Origin of the sequence: Actinoplanes xinjiangensis (assembly GCF_003148685.1) — a bacterium.
Taxonomy (GTDB): Bacteria; Actinomycetota; Actinomycetes; order Mycobacteriales; family Micromonosporaceae; genus Actinoplanes; species Actinoplanes xinjiangensis.
On the sequence record NZ_QGGR01000003.1, the window covers coordinates 62,245 to 84,243 of the forward strand.

The window sequence follows — 21,999 nt, forward strand, 5'->3', positions numbered from 1 at the left end:
GGGTGTCCCCTTCCCGTCCGTCAGGCGGCGTTCTGAAGCTCGTCGGCGAGAGCGGCGATCTCCTCGACCGCGGCCGCGAGCTCCTCGGCGCCCTGCGCCTGCTCCTTGGCGGCGGTGGAGCACTGGGCCGCGAGCTGCTCGGCCTCGTTGGCGGAGGAGGCGATCTGGTCCAGACCGACCTTGACCTCGCCCAGCACGCTCACGATCTGGACGGCCGACTCGCGTACCTCCTCGTTGCCGCCGCGGACCTGCTGCATGTCGCGCTCGATCTCCTGGAGCCGGACGGTGATCGCACCGGCGGTCTCCACCTCGGCCAGCGAGAGACGGCTGGTCTCCTCCAGGTCGGCGCGGACCTCGACGATCCGGTCCTGCACCGCCTTGACCAGGTCCTTGATGCGGTCGGCGTTGTCGGCCGAGTCTCTGGCCAGGTTGCGGATGTCGGTGGAGACCACCGCGAAGCCCTTACCGAACTCGCCGGCCCGCGCCGACTCCACCGAGCCGTTGACCGCGAGCATGTTGGTCTGGATCGACACGTTCGCGATGGCGTCGACGATCTTGTCGATCCGGCGGGAGATCTGCTCCAGCTCGCTGACCTTGCGGACGTTGTCGGTGCCCTCGCGGGCGGCCTGGCCGATCGCGTTGATCATCGATTCGACCTGTTCCTTGTTGGTCGACAGCAGCTCCAGGATGGCGTCGGCGCGTTCCACCGCGGCCGAACCCCGGTTCATCGACTGCTGGGCGCCCTGCTCGATCTGGCCCACCAGCTCGGATGTCTGCTGGCCCTTCTCGGCGGCCGTCCGAGCACCGGCGTTGATCTCATTGATCGCCACGTTGATCTGGGTGGCGGCCCGGTTGATCTCCTCCACCGCCGCGGAGAGCTCCTCGGCCGCGGTGGCCACCTCCTCCGCGCTCTTGGCGATGTCGGTGCTGCTGCGCAGTGTCTCGGAGACCTCGGCCAACTCCTCGGCGGCCTGCTCGCTCTGGCGCAGCGCCTGCGTCTGCTGGGCCACCGTCTGCAGCGACTCCTCGCACGCCGCGGACTGCTGCTCGGCCGCCGCCGCGATCTCCTCGGACTTCTGCTTGCCCGCCGCCGCGGACCGCTTCGACTGCTCGGCGGCGGTGGCCATCTCTACGGCGCCGGCCATGATCGAGCCCATGTCGGCCCGGATCGTCTCCAGCTGGGAGGTGATCGTCTGGCCCTTCTCCATCTCACCCCGGGCCATCTCGGCGGAGGTCTGCACCGCGCCGGCGATCTCGGTGACGCTGGTACGGACCTCGTCGATCAGGTCGCGGATCTGCCGGGCGCTGCGTTCGCTGGTCTCGGCCAGCGTGCGTACCTCGTCGGCGACCACGGCGAAACCCTTGCCGTGCTGCCGGGCCCGGGCCGCCTCGATCGCGGCGTTCAGGGCCAGCAGGTTGGTCTGGTCGGCGATGTGGGCGACCGTCTTCACGATCTCGCCGATCTCGTCGGCCTGCTTCTCCAGCTCGGTGATGGTGACGACCGAGGTGGTCTGGCGCGCCGAGCTGCGCTCCACATTGGCCAGCAGATTGCTGATCCCGCCCCGGGTCTCGTTGATCAGGTTCTGGAGCGCCTGGCTCAGGTCGGCGACCTGGCGGGTGGTCAGCTCCTGACGCCCGACCCGCTCCTCGATCTGATTCATCGCGGCCAGGCTCTGCTGGGTCGCGCCCGAGGCCTCCTCCGCACCGGCCGCGATCTGCTGCATCGATTCGGACAGCTGCCGGGACGCCTCGGCGGCTTCGGCGTTCTGCGCCGAGATCTCGGCCGTGGCCGTGGCGATCCGTTCGGCGGCCTGTTGCTGTTTCGCCACCGACCGGGCCTGACGCCGGTTCGCGTCCGGGTCACCGCCCCGGGCCGGCCGGGCCGGCGCCGCCGCCGCGGCCGCCGGCCGGGCGCGCGAGGTGTCGGTACTGCGCCCGGTAGTGGTGCTGGTGAGGGGCATGGGTGGTCTCCCATCTGGGTCCGGTGGATCCGGCGCACACTAGGGTCGGGTCGCCACAAGCAGGGAACGTCGGTCGCTCACCATCGGAGAACATGTCTCGACGACCCCTCCGACCAGGCAAATCCTGGCATCGCTGCAAACCTCGTCGACCTGATATCGACCGAGTTCACGGCCGGCGCCGGGGGTTTGCGACCGCCCCACACGGGCAATCGGGACAACTACCTGATGAACCGGAAGGCGGACGATGAGCGACACACGACCTGACGAACTGTCCAGCACGCTCGACGCCGGTACCGATGTCGAAGAGCTGCGCAACGGCGGTCCGGCCCCCGCCGAGGGCATCATGACCACGACCGGCGGGACCGCCGGGCCGGCCAGCTTCCCGAGCCGGGCGCGGAGTGGGCCCGGGGTGGCGAACACGACCACCGGCGACGCCACCACGGGCGCCCTGCGCACGCCGCCGGAGGAGTACACCAGCGACACCGCGGGCTGAGCGGCTCGGATAACGTCCGTTCCGGCCCTCGCGAGCGGCGCGACGGCCGGAACGGACGGAGTCCCATGCGAGCGCTGGTGCAGACCGTGAGCCGGGCGAGTGTGACCGTCGACGGCGCGATCGTCGGCGAGATCAAGGACGGCCTGCTGGTCCTCGTGGGCGTGACCCACGACGACACCCCGGCGAAGGCGGCGGAACTGGCCCGCAAGACGTGGGAGCTACGGGTCCTGGAGGACCGCTCGGCCGCCGACCTGACCGCGCCCCTGCTCGTGATCAGCCAGTTCACCCTCTACGGCGACGCGCGCAAGGGCCGCCGCCCCAGTTGGAGCGCGGCCGCGCCGGCCGAGGCCGCCGAACCCCTGATCGAGGAGTACGTGACAGCACTGCGCGCCCGGGGAGCGACCGTCGAGACCGGCCGCTTCCGGGCGCACATGCTGGTGGAGTCGGTGAACGTCGGACCGTGCACGGTCCTGCTGGAGCTCTAGAAGAACAATCCGCGGCGGGACGCCGACTGGCGCAGCCACTGGTCGAGCCGGGACACCCAGTCGATCTGGTCGGCGGACGCGTAGTCGACGTCGAAGCTGCCGAACGCGTCGTGCCCCTCGGTGAAGACGCCGCCGCGCTTGTCCAGCTCCAGGATCACCTGCAACCTCTGCGGCGTCGGCAGGAACGTCAGCTCCAGCTGGTTGATGCCGCTCGCGTACTGCGACGGCGGGTGGAACTCGATCTCCTGGTAGAACGGCAGGTGCTGCTCCACCCCGTGGATCCGGCCCTGCTCCACGTCGGCCCTGCTGAACCGGAAACCGATCTGGAGCAGCGCGTTGAGGATCCGCTCCTGGGCCGGCAGCGGGTGCACGGCGACCGTGTCCAGGTCCGACTTGTCGACCGCGCGGGCCACCTCCAGCTCGGTGGCCAGGCCCATCGTCATGCCGTGCAGATGCTGCCCGTACACCTCGGTGATCGGGGTCTGCCAGGGCACCTCGAAGCGGAACGGCACGTCGTGCCGGGCGCCGGACTCCAGTTTGAAGGAGCCGGTCAGGCGCTGACGGTGGAATTCCTGGTTCGACTGGTACTCACTGTCGCCGCTCTCCACCTCGACCCGGGTCATCAGGCCGATCGCGACATACTCGATGTCGACCGCGTGGTCCCCACCGACCACGTGGACCTGACCCTCGAGGTATCCGCCGGGATAGGTGTTCGGGTTGGTCAGCACGGTGTCCACCGACGGACCGCCCACGCCGAACGCTTGCATCATTCGTTTGAAGACCACGCAGATCCTCCTCCTAGGGCCATGCACATTATCGAGTTCCGGCACATTGTCCGGTGGCCCGAGCGCTTCCGTTGTCGGTTTGGCGACGTCAGGCTTCTCCCCGATTCATGCCACCTGGACGCTGGCCTCACCTCCGCTTAACGCGCCACGGACGAAGCTAGCCCTCACACCGGCACGGATGCGGCTGGTACGCACGAGACGTTACTCGGGGGAGGGGACTCGAAGTGGTCCTGAACATGAAGGCGTCGGAGTCGATGGCGGCTGAGGACAGCATGACCGACGATGTCGAGCCGCTGGCCGACCTGGACGCCACGGACGAGCGCGGTGTGTCCGCCGACCTCGTTCGTGCCTACCTCAACGGCATCGGCCGGACCCGGCTGCTCACCGCCGTCGAGGAGGTGACACTCTCCAAGCGCATCGAAGCCGGCCTCTACGCCGACGAGAAGCTGCCGGCGGCGCCCGCCGACCTGGCGCCTCTGCTGCGGGTCATCGCCGCCGAGGGCAAGGCCGCCAAGAACCACCTGCTGGAGGCCAACCTGCGCCTCGTGGTCAGCATCGCGAAGCGCTACACCGGTCGCGGCATGGCCTTCCTCGACCTGATCCAGGAGGGCAACCTCGGCCTGATCCGCGCGGTCGAGAAGTTCGACTACACCAAGGGTTACAAGTTCTCCACGTACGCCACGTGGTGGATCCGGCAGGCCATCACCCGCGCCATGGCCGACCAGGCCCGCACCATCCGCATTCCGGTGCACATGGTCGAGCAGGTCAACCGGATGGTCCGCTGCCGCCGCGACCTGGCCGCCTCACTCGGCCGGGAGCCCGGCATCGCCGAGATCGCCAAGGCGATGGACGTGCCGGAGTTCCAGGTCATCGAGCTGATCTCGTACGACCGGGAGCCGGTCAGCCTGGACCAGGCGGTCGGTGAGGACGGCGAGAGCGCCCTCGGTGACTTCGTCGCCGCGGTCGGCCCGAACGTGCCCGGCGAGGGCCACTCCCAGGGCGAGCTGCGCAGCGAGGTGGAGATCGTCCTGGCCACCCTCTCCGAGCGGGAGTCCGCGGTGATCCGGCTGCGCTTCGGCCTGGACGACGGCCGGCAGCGCACCCTCGACGAGGTGGGCCGCGAGTTCGGTCTCAGCCGCGAGCGGATCCGCCAGATCGAGAAGGTCACCATGCTGAAGCTGCGTGACCCGGAGCGGGCGTCCCGCCTCGAGGCCTACGCCTCCTAGACGCTCCGCAACCTCCGGGGGCCGGTGTCCGGCCGGGCCCCCGGGTCGCCGAACTCGATGGCGGCGTGCAGCACGGACCAGCCGTCCGGGCGCGCCAGCACCGGGTTCAGCGTCAGCGAGCGGACCCGCGGTTGCTCGTCGGCCAGCCGGCCCACCCGCAGCAGCAGATCGATCAGGGCGGCCCGGTCCACCGGGGTGGACCCGCGGTAACCATGGAGCAGCGGTGCCGCCCGTGGCTCGTCGACAAGTGCCTCGGCGGCCCGGTCGGTGAGCGGCGCGGCCCGCCAGGCCAGATCGCCCAGCAGCTCACTGGCGACGCCACCGAGCCCGAAACCGATCACCGGGCCGAACGCCGGGTCCTCGACCATCTCGATGGTGCAGGCGACACCCGGCGGTACCATGGTCTGGACCAGGACGTCCGGGCCGAAGGCGTCGGCCAGTTCGGCGTACGCCACGCGTACCCCCTGCTCTCCGGAGACCGCGAGGCGCACCGCGCCGAGGTCGATCCGATGCCGCATGGCCCCGCCCGCCGCTTTGAGCGCGACCGGAAAGCCCAGCTCAGCAGCCGCCTCGACGGCCGCGTCCGCACTGCCGGCCAGCGTCGACGGCAGCACCGCGATGCCGTAGGCGGCGAGCAGACCGGTCGGCGACTCGGCAGCGACGGCAGCTTCCGCCCCGACCGGGTCCACACCGGACAGCGCCGGCATGACGCCCGGTGGACGGCGCAGCCAGTCGGCGTAACCGACCACTCGGGACAACGCGCGGACCGCCTCCTCGACCGAGGGATAGGCGGGCACCCGTGGCGGCGCCTGACCGAAGACCATCGTCGCGACCGTCGGTTTCTCACCGGCCAGGGCCACGCTCGCGAGCGCCGCGGTGAAATCGGCGTCCTCGTCGGCGTGCCGGCCCGGCATCGGCGGCGCGAAGACCACCACCAGCGCGTCCACCGACGGGTCGACGGCCGCGTCGGCGAGCGCGTCGGCGAGGTCGTGGGCGCCCGCCTCCGGGCCGGTGTCGCGCGGGTAGCCGTCGGCCACCACCAGACCGGCCGACCGGCAGGCCACCACCGCGAGCGCGGCCAGCGCCGACGAGTTGCCGACCACGGCGACCCGGCGGCCGGCCGGCAGCGGCTGGTGGGCCAGCAGCATGCCGACGTCGAAGAGTTCCTGGACGGTGTCCACCCGGATCACCCCGGAACGGGCGAACAGGGCGGTCACCGCATGCGCGTCCGGGCCGGGCGTGGCACCGGACAGACCGGGCGGGCGGGTCGCCGAGGCCACCGCCACCACCGGCTTGACCCGGCTGATCCGGCGGGCCAGGCGGGCGAACTTGCGCGGGTTGCCGAACGTCTCCAGGTAGAGCAGGACCACGTCGGTGCCGGGGTCGTCCTGCCAGTACTGCAACAGGTCGTTGCCGGAGACGTCGGCCCGGTTGCCGGCCGACACGAAGCTGGACAGGCCCAGCCCACGCCGGTCGGCCTCGGCGAGCAGGGCGACCCCGAGCGCGCCGCTCTGGCTGAAGAAGCCGACACGGCCGGCCTTCGGCAGACGGGGCGAGAGGGTGGCGTTCAGCCGTACCTCCGGGTCGGTGTTGGCGATCCCGAAGCTGCTCGGGCCCACCACCCGCAACCCGGCGGCCCGCGCCGCCTCGACCAGCGCGCGCTGCTGCGCGGCTCCCTCCGGGCCGGTCTCGGCGAAGCCCGCCGAGACCACCACCCCGCCACCCGCACCGGCGCGGGCGGCATCCATCCCGGCCTCCGCCACCCGGTCGGCCGGCACGGCGATCAGGGCCAGGTCGATCGGCACACCGGCATCAACCGCGCTCCGGTACGCCGCAAGCCCGGCCACCCGCTCGGCGGAGGGATGCACCGGCACCACCCGGCCGGTGTAGCCGCCGTCGCGCAGATTGCCGAGGATGTGCGCGCCGATCCCGTGGCCGGTGGCGCTGGCCCCGTAGACGGCGATGCCCCGGGGCGCCAGCAGCCGGGCGATCGACCGTGCCTCGGTCAGGTGCTCGCGGGACTCCTGCACCTCCCGGGACTTCTCGGTCGGCTCGATCGGGAAGCTCAGGTGGACCACACCGTCGGCGTAGCGGCGCTGCACCTGGTAGCCGGTGTCGCCGAAGACGCGCAGCATCCCGTTGTTCTCCGGGAGGACCTCGGCGACGAACCGGGTGATCCCGTTCTCCCGGGCCGCGTCGGCGAGGTGCTCCAGCAGCACCGACCCGATCCCCCGGCCCTGGAGCGCGTCCTCCACCACGAACGCGACCTCGGCCTCCGGCGAGTCCGGGCCGAGCCGCTCGTATCGCCCGACGGCGGTGATCCGGCCGTCGGCGAGCGTGACGAACGCCTCCCGGTCGCGGTGGTCGACGTTGACGAAACGCTGGAGGTCACGTTCCGGGATCCGCGGGTAGGGCGAGAAGTAGCGGAGGTACCGGGTGCGATCGCTCATCCGGGAATGGAAGTCCACGATGGCCGGAGCATCCTCCGGCCGGATCCGGCGCAGGTGCGCGGCGGTTCCATCGGAGAGAAGAACGTCCGCGCTGCGCTCCATGAGTCAGTCCCGGGGATCGTGGGGGTCCAGGCCGTGCAACGGGAAGACCGCGGTCCGGGTGGCGAGGATCGCCCGGTCCACCGGGTCGTCGCTCGTCCCCGGCCAGGACTCCACCGGCGGCTCGGTCCCATCGGTCATCGTCTCCGGAATCGTAGCCTCCGGACGGCGGGCGGCGGCCAGCGCGCGCCACTGCTGCGGGATGCGCGTCTGAGGCGCCAGCGGCTCCCCGGTGGCCACCGCGAGCAGGTGCGACCAGGCCCGTGGGACCACCTCGACCAGGGCATACCCCCCGCCGCCGGTGGCCACCCAACGACCGTCGCAGACCTCGTCGGCCAGCGCGCGCATGGCGATGTAGGCGGCGCGCTGCCCGTCCACCGACAGCTGCAGGTCGGCCAGCGGGTCGAGCCGGTGCGCGTCGGCGCCGCACTGGCTGATGATGATCTCCGGGGCGAAGGCGCGGATCACCGACGGCACCACGGCGTGGAACGCCTTGAGCCAGCCGGCGTCATCGGTACCCGGTGGCAGCGGCACGTTGACCGCGGTGCCCTCGGCGTTCGGCCCGCCGGTCTCGTCGGCGAAGCCGGTGCCCGGGAAGAGCGCGAGCGGTGTCTCGTGCAGGCTGACGGTGAGCACCCGCGGGTCGTCGTAGAACACCGTCTGCACCCCGTCGCCGTGGTGCACGTCGACGTCGATGTACGCCACCCGCTGCGCGCCCTGCTCCAGCAGCCAGGCGATCGCCACCGCCGGGTCGTTGTAGACGCAGAAGCCGGCCGCGCGGGCCGGCATCGCGTGGTGCAGGCCGCCGGCCACGTTCACCGCGCGCCGGGCCGCGCCGTGCCACACCGCCTTCGCGGCGGCCAGGGTGGCACCGCAGATCCGGGACGAGGCGTGGTGCATGCCGTCGAAGACCGGGTTGTCCGGAGTGTTCAGTCCCCAGCCGCTGAAGAACGGATCGATCGGGGCCATCCGGACCGCGTCCAGATAGTCGGCGCGGTGCACCCTGGTGAGATCGATCTCACTCGCTTCCACCGGAGTGATCATCTGGACTCCGGGCCGGTCCAGGATGCCAAGGTCACGGGCGAGGGCCATGGTCAGTTCGACCCGCACCGGATTGAGAGGATGATCGCCCATGTCGTAGTCGAGCAGGGCACTGTCCCAGACCACCGCCGTCGTGTCGTCCGCCATGCCCGCCATGCTGCCATGCGCCCGGCGTCCCCCGGTCGTGGCGATGTGCTGTCCGCACACGTGTTTCGCCGTCGGGTAGGGTCGTCAGGCACTTGTCCGGGGCGGAGGTCAACCCTGCGCAACGCGGTATTATCGCTGCTGGGAGGGCCGCATCGTGAACGATCTCGTCGATACCACCGAGATGTACCTGCGCACCATTCTCGAGCTTGAAGAAGAAGGTGTGCCCGCGCTCCGTGCCCGGATCGCCGAGCGCCTGCATCAGAGCGGTCCCACGGTCAGTCAGACCGTCGCGCGGATGGAGCGTGACGGCCTCCTCACCGTCGAGGGCGACCGTCATCTCGTGCTCACCGAGCTGGGCCGCGCGTCGGCGGTCGCGGTCATGCGTAAGCACCGTCTCGCCGAGCTGCTGCTGGTCAACGTCATCGGCATGCCCTACGAGGAGGCCCACGAGGAGGCCTGCCGGTGGGAGCACGTGATGAGCGACGCCGTCGAGAAGCGGGTCTACGAGCTTCTCAACAAGCCGACCCGCTCGCCGTACGGGAATCCGATCCCGGGTCTCGACCAGCTGGGTGCACCGGACGACACGTCCGGGATCCTGGTGCACGGTGAGCGCAATCTGGCGTTCCCCGGGCTCAGCGGCAGCGTCGTCATCCAGCGCATCTGCGAGAGCGTGCAGACCAACTCGGACGTGCTGCGCCAGCTGCACGCCGCCGGGATCAACCCGGGGACGACGGTGACGGTGGCCCAGGAGCGCGACGGGGTGACCATCGACGGTTCCGCCGGCGACAAGATCCGGCTGCCGCGTGAGGTCGCGTCCCGGGTGTTCGTGGCGGCGCGCTAGCCGTTCGTGGTGCTCAGGGCTTTCGCCAGCTCCAGGAGCTTCGTGTTCATCCCCTTCACGTCGGCCGCCGTGGCGTCCTTCGCGAAGGTGAATCGGAGCGTCTGGAGCTGCTTGGCCTCACTGAGCCAGCCGATCTCCACGGTCGGGCCGTGCCCGCCGGACGCCTTGGCGTTCACCCGATAGCCGGCCCGGCCCAGTCCGGTCAGCTTCGTCGCCTTCGCCGGCATCCGGGTGTCGAGGAAGATCGTCGCGTTCGCCGTCGTGGTCTCCACGACGGAGAGTGCCAGGTCGGGCCAGGCCGCGCTCATCGTCTGCACCACACAGGTGGACGTGTCCTCGATCTGGTCGGCGGCGGCCACCGCGAACCGGATGCCGATCGTCTGCTCGATGAAGTCGTAATCCCACAGGATGCAGGCGCCACCTGCCGAGGCCGCGGGCAGCTCGGCCAGGTCCTCGGCCGGCGCGGACGGGGTCACGATGGTGGCGGCCTCGTCGGCGGGGCCGCTGCAGCCGGAAACGGCGAACAGCACGGCGGCGCCGAGAGCGGCCAGACGCGTAGGCACTAGTGATCCTCCCCGGGGGCGGGCGCACACAACGTACTGGGCGCGGGCCGATCACGGAAGAGGGCGATCAGGGGCCGCCCACGTACGGACAGTGACGGCAGCCGCGGGAGCAGCAGGTCCCCCGGGCGGCCAGGAAACCGGCGGTCAGCACGAACAGGCCGGACTCGGGATCGAGGTAGCCGGCCCGCCCCTCGTCGAGGGCCTCGGCGTGCGCGGCGAGGATGTCGGCACGGCGCGGGTGCTCCGGCGCGAGCCGGGACGGATGCGGCTCGGTCAGTGGACGGTTCACCCCTCGGACCATATCGCTTGACACTCACTGTCAAGTAGGGACAGGATGCTCCCATGGACCTCGCCGGGCAGCTGCTCCGCCTGCTCGACAACCGCCTGCTCGACCCGCTGGAGATCCTCCTCGACGACGACCGGCCGGCCGACGCGATCCGCACACTGCTGCGGCACCGGGTGGCCGGGTGGGCCGAGACCCTCGAGCACGGCGACGACACCGCGGCGGTCCACGTGATCGCCCGGCTGATCGGCACGCTCTACCCCGGCGACGACGGCTTCCATCCACCGGCCGACTGGTGGCGTACCCCGCTCGGGCAGATCGTGGTCCGGCGGGTCGGGCATCCGTATGCGGCCTCGGTGTCGCTGTCCACGGCCGGCGCGATGCTCGGCATCAGCCGGCAGGGCGTGCACGACCTGGTCCGCCGCGGTCGGCTGCCCCGCCATCCGGACGGTGGCGTGCCCGTCGCCGCCATCCGCGACCGGCTCCGCACCATCCCGCCCACCGAGGAGTCCCCATGATCAACGATCGTCTGATCGACGCCGGCAGCGTGCAGCTCGCCGTCCGCGATTTCGGCGGCGACGACCCGCCCCTGCTGCTGGTGCACGGCGCCGGCGGCAACCTGGCACAGATGACCGCCCTGGCCCGGGCGCTGCGCCCGCACCACCGGGTGGTCACCCTCGACCTGCGCGGCCACGGCCGTTCCGCCGACGGCGACTGGAGCTGGGACGCCGCCCTCGGCGACCTGGCCGCCGTCTGCGTCCAGCTCGAGCTGGAGCGCCCGGCCGTCGTCGGCCACTCGCTCGGCGGCATGCTCGCCGCCCTCTGGGGCCAGCGGCATCCCGAGTCGCCCGGCATCGTCAGCCTCGACGGCAACCCGCCGCCGACCCGGCCCGAGCACCTTCCCGGCCTCGACCCGGCCAAGGCCGCCGCCGAACTGGCCCGCCTGCACGCCGTCTTCGACGCCGTCGAGGCCGCCGCCGGTCAGGTGATCCCCGCCGATCAACTGCCCGACCTGGTCGAGAGCCAGCAGATGGCCGCCCGCGACATGGGTGCCAACGAGAAGGTGTGGGTCGAGGGCTTCCGGCGCAACCTCGTCCACCTCGGCGGCGAGACGTCGATCCGCCCGTCGGCCGCGCTCACCAGCCAGTTGCGCGCCGCCATGAACGAGCTGGACCTCACTCCGGTGTACGCCGCGACCACCTGCCCGGCACTGGTCGTCCTGCCCACCCGCGATCTGCCGCAGCAGGAGCCGTTCGCCGAGCTGTACGCCGCACACCGCCGCTTCCTCGTCGAACAGGCACAGTCGATCCCGCACCTGCGCCGTCTGTCCCTGGCCGACACCTCGCACGCCATGGTGATCGAGCAGCCCACCCTGCTGGCGAAGGTGATCACCGACTTCCTCACCGAGCATCGCTAGGGGGTCATTTCCGGCGCGGACCCGCCACATCCGACAATGTGCGTCACAGGAGCGGAAACGTGGTCGGGAACGTGGTCGGGAAGGGGAGCAGGATGGCCAGCCCGGAGGATCTTCAGGCGGAGGCGCGCTCGGTGCTCGCGCTGCTGGAGCCGCTGGGACCACTGACACCCACCGGCAGTTTCGTCTCGGGGCTGATGGTCTGGCGGGACCTGGACGTGATGCTCACCGGCGGCCCGGAGTTCGGGCCGGCGGAGGTGGTCGCGCTGCTGGGCCGGGCGATGGCGATCCCCGGGCTGACCGGTTTCGAGTACCGCGACGAACGTGGTGACCGGTCGCCCACCGGGAAGCCGCGGGACGAGCGGCACCACCTCGTCCTCACCGTCGGCGAGTGGCGTGTCGACCTCTCGATCTGGCTGCACGACGACCACGCCGACGTCAGCCGGTGGCACCGGGAACTCGCCGGGCGGCTGACCGCCGAGGAACGCCAGGCGATCCTCGGCATCAAGAGCGTCTGGCACCGCCGTCCGGAGTATCCGGACGAGGTGGGCGGCTACGACATCTGCACCGCGGTCCTGGAGCACGGGGTGCGGACCGCCGTCGAATTCGGCGTCTGGTTGCGAACCGGGCGCAACAACGACTGACCGGGTCAGTCGCCCGTCCGGGTCCGCCGATACCAAGGCGAAGGCACCGGCACTCCAGGATGGGCAGAGATGACGCGATCGCGGTTCGGCACGTTCGCTGCTTCGTTGGCGGGACTCCTGTTCTGCACCGGACTGGCAACCCCGGTGGCGGCCGCACCCGGTGACGCGCCGCTGCGGATCATGCCGCTGGGCGACAGCATCACCGTCGGCGTCGGATCACCCGGGAGGAACGGGTGGCGTGCCGACCTCCAGCGGCGACTGCGGGCGGCGGGCGTCTCCGCCGACTTCGTCGGCTCGGAGAGCCAGGGCACCAGCGGCGACCTCGACCACGAGGGGCACGGCGGCTGGACCATCGAGCGGATCGCCGGGATCGTCGACCAGCGCCTGGCCGCGTACGAGCCGGACGTCGTGCTCCTGCACGCCGGCACCAACAACATCACCCGGTCCGACGACCCGGCGGCCGCCGCCGGCAAGCTGTCCGCCCTGATCGACCGGATCCAGGCTCGCGTGCCGCAGGCGGAGATCTACGTCGCGAAGATCGTCGGTACGGCCGTCGCCTCGGAGGTCCCGGCCAACCGTGCCTACAACGCCCTGATCCCCGCGATCGTCCAGGAGAAGGGCCCGCGGGTACACCTGGTCGACCAGTCCACGGTCGCCGGGCTCGACATCTACGACGCGCACCACCCGAACGAGTTCGGCTACCGCAAGATGGCCTGGGGCTGGTACGAGGCGATGCGCGGCACCCTGCACCCGGAGTGGCCCGGCACCGGCAACCCGTACAAGGCCCGCCAGGCGTACCTGTGCCACGCGAAGAGCCGGACCGAGCGGGACTGCCGGACCTGGCACCTGCGCCGGGTGATCGTGTCCCGTGAGGAGGGCCGGACCGTCACCGCGGAGCGCTGGCAGACCGCCCGGCCGGTCACCGAGCGGGTCCGTGTCTGGGTTCCCGGCCACTACGTGCAGCGCCGCAAGGTGCGCACGTGGGTGCCCGGCCGGTACGTGGTCCAGAACCGCCGGACGACCCGCTGGTCCAACGTCTGAGACGTCAGCGGCGGGCGTCGACCACCGTGGAGCCGACGAACCGGTCGGCCCACGTCTGCCGGTCGCCGCTCCACAGCGGCCGCAGATAGCCGGCGCCGAGCGGGACGATGTTGACCAGTTGGGCGGCACCGCGCCGCAGGCCCGCCGGACCGCCCAGCACATCGCCGTCGGCACCGACGGTCACCAGGCCCAGCGCCCGCTTGCCCGGTGTCTGGCCGGACTCACCCTGCCGGTACGCCATCCGGCCGGCCACGATCAGCGCCACCACCGCCCCGGCCAGGACGATGCCCAGACCCGCCGGGGAGGAGCCACCGCTCATCCCCGCCGACTGCTGCACGCCGGAGGCGTCGGACACGGTCTCGTAGCCGCCGGCGAACATCGCCCAGACCAGCGCGGTGAACAGCAGCGGCAGGACGATCACGAGCGCCGTGTCGATCAGCGCGGCGGCGGCTCGGCGCCCCCAGGACGCGGTTCGGCTGGTCAACTGCGGATCCTCTCTCGGGAAGCGGCGGACGACGACTGCGCCGGGCGGGACCGAGGCGCGGGTTCCCGGCCGGTCCAGGCCAGCCCGGCCAGGCCGGTGGCGAGCACCGCCGCCCACACCCACCGGGAGCCGTCCCAGCGGTCGGTGCCCGGCGACGGGAACACGGCCGCCGCATCAGGCAGCAGCGCCGCGGCGATCAGCAGCAGCACCAGGGCCGGGGCGGCGAGCACCCCACCGCGCACGGTCTCGTCACCCCATCGGGTTCCGGCCAGCCAGAAGGTGAGCGCGAGCAGCGCGAGCAACTCCAGGAGCAGGCCACCGTACGGAAGCAGCGCGCGGCTCTCCGCGTCGAGGGCGAGCCGGCACCCCAGCCAGGCCACCGTCCACACCACCGTCGCGAGGACGGCGGCCGGGGCGACCCGGAGCGCCACCAGCACGTGCCGGGGGGTCGGCAGCGTGGCAGTGGTGACGGCGGCCGGGTCGTCCAGCACGAAGGCCAGGCCGATGACCAGCCCGATGGCGGCGAACCGCAGCATCGTGACGGCGTCGGACAGCTCCAGGCCGATCCCCGCGGCGAGCGGGATCCAGCCGAACGCGAGCGCGACGACGGCACCGACGGCGATCGCCACCCGGTTGGTGGATCGCAGCAGATACAGCGTCAGCACAGCGAGCCGTCCGGTGCGCGCAGGCCGAACAGTTGCGCCGCCTCGTCGAGGCCGGTGGCCGGGTCGGCCAGCTTCGCCCAGTTCTGCCGCATCTGCTCGCCGACCTCGGCGGCCGGCCGGTCCAGCAGCTTCCGGGCCAGGTCGGCGGTCTCCCGCGGCAGCGACGGGCCGGAGGCGGAGGTGAGTACGGCCAGGACGACGCTCCCGCCGTACGAGTTGTCGAGACTGTGCTCGTACGCCTTGCGCGTCTCCGGGGTGGCCTGCGCGCCCAGCCAGAGGATCAGCAGGCCCCGGGCGCCGCAGATCGGGGCGTTGTCGTAGACGGCGGTGGTGGACCCGGTGACCGCACGGATCGCGAACGCCCCGGAGAACTGGAACATCTGGAGTTCGTTGTAGCCGTCCCGGTCGCCCCAGGAGGTGCTGACCGGCACCGAGTCCGGTGTCCCGGCCGCGGCATCGTCGGCCTGCCAGTCCGCCACCGGCACCGGGTCGTTCAGGTCGCCGGACGAGTTGAAGAAGACCCGCTGACGAACCGTGTACGCCGATCCGGCCACCTCGGCCGGCGCCCACCGCAGAATCCCCCGGGTGACGTCCGCCCACTGCGCGGCGCGCGGCTCGTAGGGCGGGAAGGCACAGAACCGGACGCCGTCGATCTCCCGGCACTCCTGTCCACCGGCGGGCCGGGTCGCCGCCGCGGTGCGCGCGGCCAGGACGTCCGCCGGCTCCGCGGCCATCTGCGGCACCCCGGTCACCGCCACGGCCACCGCGGCGAGGGCGGCGGCCGGCCCGGTCGTCCGCCACCGGGCGCCGCTGAGCCCGACCGCGATCAGGGCGAGTGTCACCAGCAGCGCGGACAGGTAGAGCAGGTGCCAGACCACCGGGCGGTGCATCAGGTCCGGCGGCAGCGAGCCGGTCAGCTCGTCCTCGAAGGCGATCGGTCCCAGCCAGCGGCTCCACCGCGGGCCCACGGCACTGAACAGGGCGAGCATGGCGAGCGCGACGATCGCCAGTGGTGCGGCCACCTGCGCGGTGGTGAGCCGGGCCAGCAGCAGCCCGACGACGCCGGCCAGCAGGACGACCAGCGGGGCGGTCACCGCCTCCGGGACCGACACCCGCCCGACCGCGCCGGGCACGGCCGCCAGCCAGATCAGGCGCAGCGTCACCACGACGGCGGCCAGCACCGCCGGCGCGATCGCCGAGAGCAGGTGCGCGACGGTGCGCTGCGCGGCGGTCGTCATCTGGACCGCGTAGAACGCCTCCATGTTGTCGCGCTGGGCCCGCAGGGCGGCGAGGTTGACGGCGAGCAGGGCACCGGCGGCGAGCAGCAGCATCGGCAGTTGGACGAACCGGTCCTCGTCGTGCAGCACCGGGTACCGGGTGGCCAGTCCCCCGCTGACCAGCTCGTAGACCCACGGGGCGACGGTCAGCAGAAGGGCCACCAGGAGCACGGGGTGCCGCAGCAGCCGCCACGACTCGGCGCGCGCGAGGGTGAGCACGGTCGCCGGCCGGCCGGCGATCCGCGGCGGGGTGGTGGGGGTCAGCGTCGTGGTCATGCCACCTCCTCCAGTGCCGGGTCGCCGTCGAGCAGCAGGAGGTAGCCGTCCTCCAGGGTGGGGTCCAGCAGGGCGGCGCCCGGCGGTGGGGTGCCGATGTTGTGCACCGAGCCCTGCCCGGTGCGCCAGCCGGCCACCGCACCCGGATCGCGCTGGTCGCTGTGCCAGACCCGGCCGGCGGCGTGGGCGCTGAGGTCGGCCGGCGACCCGTCGAAGCGGACCGTCCCGCCGGCCAGCACCACGACGTGCTGGCAGAGGGCGCCGACGTCCTCGGTCTGGTGGGTGGAGAGCAGCACGACACGGCCTTCGCCCAGCTCGGCGATCAGCTCCCGGAAACGCAGCCGTTGCTTGGGGTCGAGGCCCACGGTCGGCTCGTCCAGGATGAGGAACTGCGGGTCACCGACGATCGCCGCGGCGAGGGCGACCCGTTGCCGCATCCCGCCGGAGAGTGCCTTGATCTTCTTGCCGCGCACGTCCGACAGGCCGACCGCGGCCAGCACCCGGCGTGCCTCGTCGTGCCGCTGCCGGCGGTCGGTGATCCGGCGCAGGATGCCCACGTAGTCGATGAACTCGAACGCGGTGAAGCCCGGGTGGAAGCCGGGATGCTGGGGCAGGTAGCCGAGCGCACGCCGGGCCTCCAGCCGGCCGCGGGCGGTCAGCGGGTCGATCCCGAGCAGGTCGATCGAGCCCTGGTCCGGGGACATCGCGGTGGCCAGGATCCGCAGCAGGGTGGTCTTGCCGGCGCCGTTCGGGCCCAGCAGGCCGGTGACGCCCTTGGTGAGGCCGAGCGACACGTGGTCGAGCGCGGTGTGCCGCCCGTAACGCCGGACCAGACCGGTTACGGCGACGGAGGTCGATGCCATCCAGGGGCTCCTTGACTCGTCGAGATGCGGGGCGCCGGTCACGGTGCGGTCCGGGCCAGAGAGGGGAAGTCGATGGGGCTGAGCACGTCGAAATACCGCCGCAGCCGGGCCACCGCGGCGGCGGCCACCACGACCAGGACCGCCGCGGTCAGCTGGCCCCCGGCGGTGAGCAGCAGCGACGTGCCGTCCGGGTCACTGGTGACGACGACGCAGACGGCCCAGGCCGCGGCCGTGCAGGCCGCCGCGAGACGTGGCTCGAATCTCACCGTGAGCGCGACGGTGACGAGCGTCAGGGCGAGCGACGGGGCCAGCCAGCCGACCGCGGCGAGGCCCTCCTGCGGCACGGCGAGGCTGCCCAGACCGGCGATGCCGATCAGGACGATCAGGACCGAGAGGGTACGCAGCAGGATGATCGGGAAACGGCCGAGCGGCGAGATGAGCGTCAGCTCGTACGTCGGGTCGAGCCGCGGCCCGTAGGACAGGGCCGCCCCGGCCACCGGCAGCATCGGGAAGGCGGCCAGGAAGGTCAGGCCGGCCACGTCCGCCGGGGCGTACCGGGTCATGAGCAGCGCGCCGGCCACGATGACGGCGGCCGTGCCGAGCCAGGAGGCGTGCAGCGCCGGAGTGGTCGCCGTGATCCGGGCCAGGTCCTCACGGAGCCCGACCAGGCGCAGGACGCGTTCGAGCAGCCCGGCCCGCGGCTCGTCGAGGCGCTCGTCGAGCCGGGCCCAGCCGCGCGCCAGCTCCGCGCGGTCGGCCAGCTCGGCGAGGGTGCCGACGCACGCACGGCACCGGGCGACGTGGTCGTCGACGGCGGTGCGCCGCGCGCCGGTGAGCCCCGTCCCGGCGTACGCGCGGAGCGTCTCCCGGGTGGGATGCTCAACGGATACCTGTTGCGCCGTCATCGGCGTCCCCTCCTCGCGTCCGGTCATGAGAGCTCGTCCCGCAGCAGCCGCCGGGCCCGCATGACCCGGGTCTTCACCGTCCCCACGGGGATGCCGAGCCGGGCCGCGATCTGCTCCATGGTCAGACCGCCCAGCACACTGGCGTCGATCACCTGCCGATGCTCCGGCGAGAGGCGCTCCAGCGCGGCGGTGAGCTCGGCCGACGGCATCCCGGCGAGCACGGCGTCCTCAGCGGACCGTTCGGCGGCCGGCCGCTCGCGTTTCAACAGCCCGAACAGCCGGTGCCGGGCGCCCTGCCGGCGCTGCATGTCGGTGAGCCGCCGCTGGCCGATCCGCCAGAGCCAGCCCGGCACGTCCCGGATGTCGTCACCCCGGGCCGCGCCGGTCCACACCGCCACGAACACCTCCTGCACCACGTCGTCCAGGAGGACGACGTCGGCGCACCGCTGCCGCAGGCGGGCCCGGAGCCACGGTGAATACCGCCGGAACAGCTCCTCGCACGCCCGCCGGTCACCCTCCCGGGCGGCACGCACGAGGGAGGCGTCCGCGTCGGTCTCCGGGTTCTCGGCCATCACACCCCTCGTCGGTTGTGGACAGCCCCGCGGTTCCCCCTCCGTATGCGACACACGTCACAATCATCAACTTCGGAGCGCCCGGGCGAAGAGGTCCACCCGCGACATTCCTCGATCAAAATAGATCGACTTCGGCGAATCGGCGTCTCACTGGGCGCGCTACCACGACCGATTATCTCAGGAGCGACCTTTCCGCGGATTCATGACCATGGATAGTCTTCCGACGCGCGAAAGGGATCCCGGAATCACTGATCCGAGCGCACGCCCCACATCACGAGGGGAAATCATGGTGAATTCCATGTTGAAGAAAGGCGCTGCCGTCGCAGCGCTGAGCATCGGGCTCGGCGTGACCCCACTCGCCGCTCCCGCGCACGCCGGCTCAACGCCCACATCGTCGGGGACTTCGGCGTCGACGGCGGCTGCCGGGCACTGAACCCGGGCGGCAGCGCCATTTTAGATAGGTTGCTGTCTATGCAAGTGGCTATCTCCTTCGCCGTACAAATAAAAATGTCCCCCGGACCGTGAGGGCCCGGGGGACATTCGGTGTTTCAGGATCAGCTGCAGCCCGAGGTGGAACCGCAGCCCTCACAGACGTAGCAGCTGCCGGCGCGGCGCATCTTGGTGCCGCACGTGAAGCAGAGCGGCGCGTCGGCGGCGTGACCCGTCACGATCTCCAGCAGCTCGGTCGAGGAGCCGGCGGTCACCGGGGTCTCCTTCTCCGCAGCGGTCGAGGCCTTCACCTCGGCCACCGTGACCTTGGCGGTCGTCGCGGTGGAGACCGGCGCGGAGGCGGCCAGCGTGGCCAGCTCCTCGGCCGCATCGGCGGCCGCCGCCTCGGCAGCGGCCTGCGCGGTCCGCTCCTTGACGGTGAAGATGCCCAGCTCGGCCCGCGTCTCGTACGGCAGGAAGTCCAGCGCCAGGCGACGGAAGATGTAGTCCATCACCGAGGTCGCCATGCGCACGTCCGGGTCGTCGGTCATCCCGGCCGGCTCGAAGCGCATGTTGGTGAACTTGCTGACGAACGTCTCGAGCGGGACGCCGTACTGCAGCCCTATCGAGATCGCGACCGAGAAGGCGTCCATGACGCCGGCCAGAGTCGAACCCTGCTTCGACATCTTCAGGAAGACCTCGCCGAGACCGTCGTCCGGGTAGGACGAGGCGGTGAGGTAGCCCTTGGCGCCGGCGACCGAGAACGACACCGTCTCCGACGCCCGCTTCTTCGGCAGGCGCTTCCGGATCGGGCGGTACTCGATGACCTTCTCGATGATCTTCTCGACCTCGGCGACCGGGATCGCCGGGGCCTCGACCTCGGTGGTCTTCTTCTTGGCCGCCGACAGCGGCTGGCCGACCTTGCAGTTGTCGCGGTAGATCGCGAGCGCCTTGAGACCCAGCTTCCAGCCCTGGTAGTGGATCTCCTCGATCTCCTCGACGGTCGCCGTCTCCGGCATGTTGACCGTCTTCGAGATCGCGCCGGAGATGAACGGCTGCACCGCGGCCATCATCTTGACGTGGCCGATCGGGGAGATCACCCGCTCGCCCATGGCGCAGTCGAAGATCGCGTAGTGCTCCGGCTTGAGGCCGGGCGCGTCGACGACGTTGCCGTTCTCGGCGATGTGCTCGACGATCGCCTCGACCTGCTCCTCCGGGTACCCGATGCTGCGCAGCGCGCGCGGAACCGTCTGGTTGACGATCTGCATCGAGCCGCCGCCGACGAGCTTCTTGAACTTGACCAGAGCCAGGTCGGGCTCGATACCGGTGGTGTCGCAGTCCATCATCAGGCCGATGGTGCCGGTCGGCGCGAGAACCGAGGCCTGCGCGTTGCGCCAGCCGTTCTTGGCGCCGATCTTGTTACCGGTCTGCCACTGGCGGGTCGCCTCACGAAGGATCTCGGTGGCGGCGGCACCCACCGGGCGCACCTCGTCGTTGGCGGCGGCGTGCTTGCGCATGACGCGCTGGTGCGCCTCGGCGTTCCGGGCGTAGCCGTCGTACGCGCCGACGACACCGGCCAGCTCGGCCGAGCGGCGGTACGCCGTACCCGTCATGAGCGAGGTGATCGCCGCGGCGACACTGCGGCCACCCTCGGAGTCGTACGGCAGACCCGACGCCATGAGCAGCGCGCCGATGTTCGCGTACCCGATGCCGAGCTGACGGTAGGCCCTGGTGGTGACACCGATGCGCTCGGTCGGGAAGTCGGCGAAGCAGATCGAGATGTCCATCGCGGTGATGATGAACTCGACGCTCTTGACGAACTTCTCCACCTCGAAGCCACCGTCGGCCTTGAGGAACTTCATCAGGTTCAGCGAGGCCAGGTTGCAGGACGAGTCGTCCAGCGACATGTACTCCGAGCACGGGTTGGACGCGGTGATCCGGCCGGTCTCGGGGTTGGTGTGCCAGTCGTTGATGGTGTCGTCGTACTGCAGGCCGGGGTCGGCGCACTCCCACGCGGCCTGGGCGATGCCACGGAACAGCTTCCGGGCGTCGATGGTCTCGATGACCTCGCCGTCGAGGCGGCCGCGGAGACCGAACTCGGTGCCCTCCTCGTACGCCCGCATGAACTCGTCGCTGACCCGCACCGAGTTGTTGGCGTTCTGGTACTGCACGGAGACGATGTCGGCGCCGCCCAGGTCCATGTCGAAGCCGGCGTCCCGCAGCGCGCGGATCTTGTCCTCTTCGCGCGCCTTCGTCGAGACGAACTCCTCGATGTCCGGGTGGTCGACGTCGAGGATGACCATCTTCGCCGCGCGCCGGGTGGCACCGCCGGACTTGATGGTGCCCGCGCTGGCGTCCGCGCCGCGCATGAAGCTGACCGGGCCGCTGGCGGTGCCGCCGGAGGAGAGCAGCTCCTTGGACGACCGGATCCGGGACAGGTTGACACCCGAACCGGAGCCGCCCTTGAAGATCAGGCCCTCTTCCTTGTACCAGTCGAGGATCGAATCCATCGAGTCGTCGACCGAGAGGATGAAGCAGGCGCTGACCTGCTGCGGTGACTTGGTGCCGACGTTGAACCAGACCGGCGAGTTGAAGCTGAACACCTGGTGCAGCAGCATCCAGGTGAGCTCGTGGTCGAACAGCTCGGCGTCCGCCGGGGTGGCGAAGTAGCCGTGCTCTTCGCCCGCCTTGCGGTAGGTCTTCACGACCCGGTCGATGAGCTGCTTCAGCGACCACTCCCGCTCGGGCGTGCCCACCGCGCCCCGGAAGTACTTGGTCGTGACGATGTTCGCCGCGTTCACGCTCCAGAACGCGGGGAACTCGACGCCGCGCTGCTCGAAGTTGATCGAGCCGTCGCGCCAGTTGGTCATGACGATGTCGCGGCGTTCCCACTCGACCTCGTCGTACGGGTGAACGCCCTCGCTCGTCCAGACCCGCTCCACTCGCAGCCCCCCGGCCGCCGCGCCGCCGCCGCCGTTGGTCCGGCTGCGCTGGCGACCTGCAGTGATGCCGTCTCCGGCCATATGGATGTGCTCCCCCTCGTAGGTACCGCTAC

Annotated in this window: 20 protein-coding genes and 1 pseudogene; 8 read left to right on the forward strand and 13 right to left on the reverse strand. The window is 71.3% G+C overall.

What is annotated here, in order from left to right:
- Positions 1 to 20: 20 nt before the first annotated feature.
- Entirely contained in the window at positions 21 to 1,961 is a 1,941-nt protein-coding gene (locus tag BC793_RS07250) for a methyl-accepting chemotaxis protein (RefSeq protein WP_109590555.1), read from the reverse strand.
- Between the two features lie 295 nt (positions 1,962 to 2,256).
- Between BC793_RS07250 and BC793_RS07255 the strand changes: the two are divergent.
- Positions 2,257 to 2,454 (forward strand): annotated as a pseudogene (locus BC793_RS07255) (hypothetical protein); the annotation flags it as partial.
- 65 nt (positions 2,455 to 2,519) lie between these two features.
- Complete coding sequence (gene dtd, locus BC793_RS07260) at positions 2,520 to 2,939, forward strand: D-aminoacyl-tRNA deacylase (protein ID WP_109590557.1); 420 nt, start codon at positions 2,520 to 2,522, stop codon at positions 2,937 to 2,939.
- On the opposite strand, the gene BC793_RS07265 is transcribed toward dtd, so the two are convergent.
- The gene (locus BC793_RS07265) at positions 2,936 to 3,724 is read right to left on the reverse strand and encodes a sporulation protein (protein WP_109590559.1); all 789 of its coding nucleotides are present in this window, start codon (positions 3,722 to 3,724) and stop codon (positions 2,936 to 2,938) included. The two genes, dtd and BC793_RS07265, sit on opposite strands and share 4 nt — an antisense overlap.
- 254 nt (positions 3,725 to 3,978) lie before the next feature.
- On the opposite strand from BC793_RS07265, the gene sigB reads away from it, so the two are divergent.
- Positions 3,979 to 4,950 carry an RNA polymerase sigma factor SigB gene (gene sigB, locus BC793_RS07270; RefSeq protein ID WP_109591442.1) on the forward strand — a complete coding sequence of 324 codons (972 nt, stop codon included), beginning with the start codon at positions 3,979 to 3,981 and terminating at the stop codon, positions 4,948 to 4,950.
- Here sigB and BC793_RS07275 read toward each other — a convergent pair.
- Positions 4,947 to 7,502, reverse strand: coding sequence for a bifunctional acetate--CoA ligase family protein/GNAT family N-acetyltransferase (locus tag BC793_RS07275; RefSeq protein ID WP_109590561.1), 2,556 nt, complete (start codon positions 7,500 to 7,502; stop codon positions 4,947 to 4,949). The genes sigB and BC793_RS07275 overlap by 4 nt on opposite strands.
- A gap of 3 nt (positions 7,503 to 7,505) precedes the next feature.
- A complete protein-coding gene (locus BC793_RS07280) occupies positions 7,506 to 8,687 on the reverse strand; it encodes an acetoin utilization protein AcuC (RefSeq protein WP_109591443.1) in 1,182 nt (393 codons plus the stop codon).
- Positions 8,688 to 8,838: 151 nt separating this feature from the next.
- Here BC793_RS07280 and BC793_RS07285 point away from each other — a divergent pair, with 151 nt between their 5' ends.
- Positions 8,839 to 9,528, forward strand: coding sequence for an iron-dependent transcriptional repressor DtxR (locus BC793_RS07285; RefSeq protein ID WP_109590563.1), 690 nt, complete (start codon positions 8,839 to 8,841; stop codon positions 9,526 to 9,528).
- Here the strand turns inward: BC793_RS07285 and BC793_RS07290 are convergent.
- On the reverse strand, positions 9,525 to 10,091 hold the full coding sequence (locus tag BC793_RS07290; protein ID WP_109590565.1) for a hypothetical protein: 567 nt from the start codon (positions 10,089 to 10,091) through the stop codon (positions 9,525 to 9,527). The two genes, BC793_RS07285 and BC793_RS07290, sit on opposite strands and share 4 nt — an antisense overlap.
- A 67-nt stretch (positions 10,092 to 10,158) precedes the next feature.
- Positions 10,159 to 10,380: a C1orf53 family protein gene (locus BC793_RS07295; protein WP_239169689.1), complete on the reverse strand. Its 222-nt coding sequence runs from the start codon at positions 10,378 to 10,380 to the stop codon at positions 10,159 to 10,161.
- A gap of 53 nt (positions 10,381 to 10,433) precedes the next feature.
- Between BC793_RS07295 and BC793_RS07300 the strand changes: the two genes are divergently transcribed.
- The 4 genes from BC793_RS07300 (at position 10,434) to BC793_RS07315 (ending at position 13,473) form a co-directional block, all read left to right on the forward strand.
- Positions 10,434 to 10,892: a DNA-binding protein gene (locus tag BC793_RS07300; protein WP_109590569.1), complete on the forward strand. Its 459-nt coding sequence runs from the start codon at positions 10,434 to 10,436 to the stop codon at positions 10,890 to 10,892.
- Positions 10,889 to 11,791, forward strand: coding sequence for an alpha/beta fold hydrolase (locus tag BC793_RS07305; protein WP_109590571.1), 903 nt, complete (start codon positions 10,889 to 10,891; stop codon positions 11,789 to 11,791). The genes BC793_RS07300 and BC793_RS07305 overlap by 4 nt, the downstream gene beginning before the upstream one ends.
- 92 nt (positions 11,792 to 11,883) lie before the next feature.
- A complete protein-coding gene (locus BC793_RS07310) occupies positions 11,884 to 12,432 on the forward strand; it encodes a hypothetical protein (protein WP_146246200.1) in 549 nt (182 codons plus the stop codon).
- A gap of 69 nt (positions 12,433 to 12,501) precedes the next feature.
- Complete coding sequence (locus BC793_RS07315; protein WP_109590575.1) at positions 12,502 to 13,473, forward strand: SGNH/GDSL hydrolase family protein; 972 nt, start codon at positions 12,502 to 12,504, stop codon at positions 13,471 to 13,473.
- A 4-nt stretch (positions 13,474 to 13,477) separates the two neighbouring features.
- Here the strand turns inward: BC793_RS07315 and BC793_RS07320 are convergent, their stop codons facing one another.
- The 7 genes from BC793_RS07320 to BC793_RS07345 form a co-directional block, all read right to left on the reverse strand.
- Complete coding sequence (locus BC793_RS07320; RefSeq protein ID WP_158319207.1) at positions 13,478 to 13,957, reverse strand: RDD family protein; 480 nt, start codon at positions 13,955 to 13,957, stop codon at positions 13,478 to 13,480.
- Positions 13,954 to 14,622: a hypothetical protein gene (locus BC793_RS49480; protein WP_158319208.1), complete on the reverse strand. Its 669-nt coding sequence runs from the start codon at positions 14,620 to 14,622 to the stop codon at positions 13,954 to 13,956. The genes BC793_RS07320 and BC793_RS49480 overlap by 4 nt, the downstream gene beginning before the upstream one ends.
- Complete coding sequence (locus BC793_RS07325; RefSeq protein WP_109590579.1) at positions 14,616 to 16,175, reverse strand: hypothetical protein; 1,560 nt, start codon at positions 16,173 to 16,175, stop codon at positions 14,616 to 14,618. Before BC793_RS07325 ends, BC793_RS49480 begins: the two co-directional genes overlap by 7 nt.
- Positions 16,172 to 17,038 carry an ABC transporter ATP-binding protein gene (locus tag BC793_RS07330; protein ID WP_109590581.1) on the reverse strand — a complete coding sequence of 289 codons (867 nt, stop codon included), beginning with the start codon at positions 17,036 to 17,038 and terminating at the stop codon, positions 16,172 to 16,174. Before BC793_RS07330 ends, BC793_RS07325 begins: the two co-directional genes overlap by 4 nt.
- Positions 17,039 to 17,076: 38 nt before the next feature.
- Positions 17,077 to 17,970 carry a hypothetical protein gene (locus tag BC793_RS07335; protein WP_146246201.1) on the reverse strand — a complete coding sequence of 298 codons (894 nt, stop codon included), beginning with the start codon at positions 17,968 to 17,970 and terminating at the stop codon, positions 17,077 to 17,079.
- Complete coding sequence (locus BC793_RS07340; protein WP_109590585.1) at positions 17,967 to 18,515, reverse strand: RNA polymerase sigma factor; 549 nt, start codon at positions 18,513 to 18,515, stop codon at positions 17,967 to 17,969. The genes BC793_RS07335 and BC793_RS07340 overlap by 4 nt, the downstream gene beginning before the upstream one ends.
- A gap of 554 nt (positions 18,516 to 19,069) precedes the next feature.
- Positions 19,070 to 21,967, reverse strand: a complete 2,898-nt coding sequence (locus BC793_RS07345) for a vitamin B12-dependent ribonucleotide reductase (protein ID WP_109590587.1) — start codon at positions 21,965 to 21,967, stop codon at positions 19,070 to 19,072.
- Positions 21,968 to 21,999: the final 32 nt, after the last annotated feature.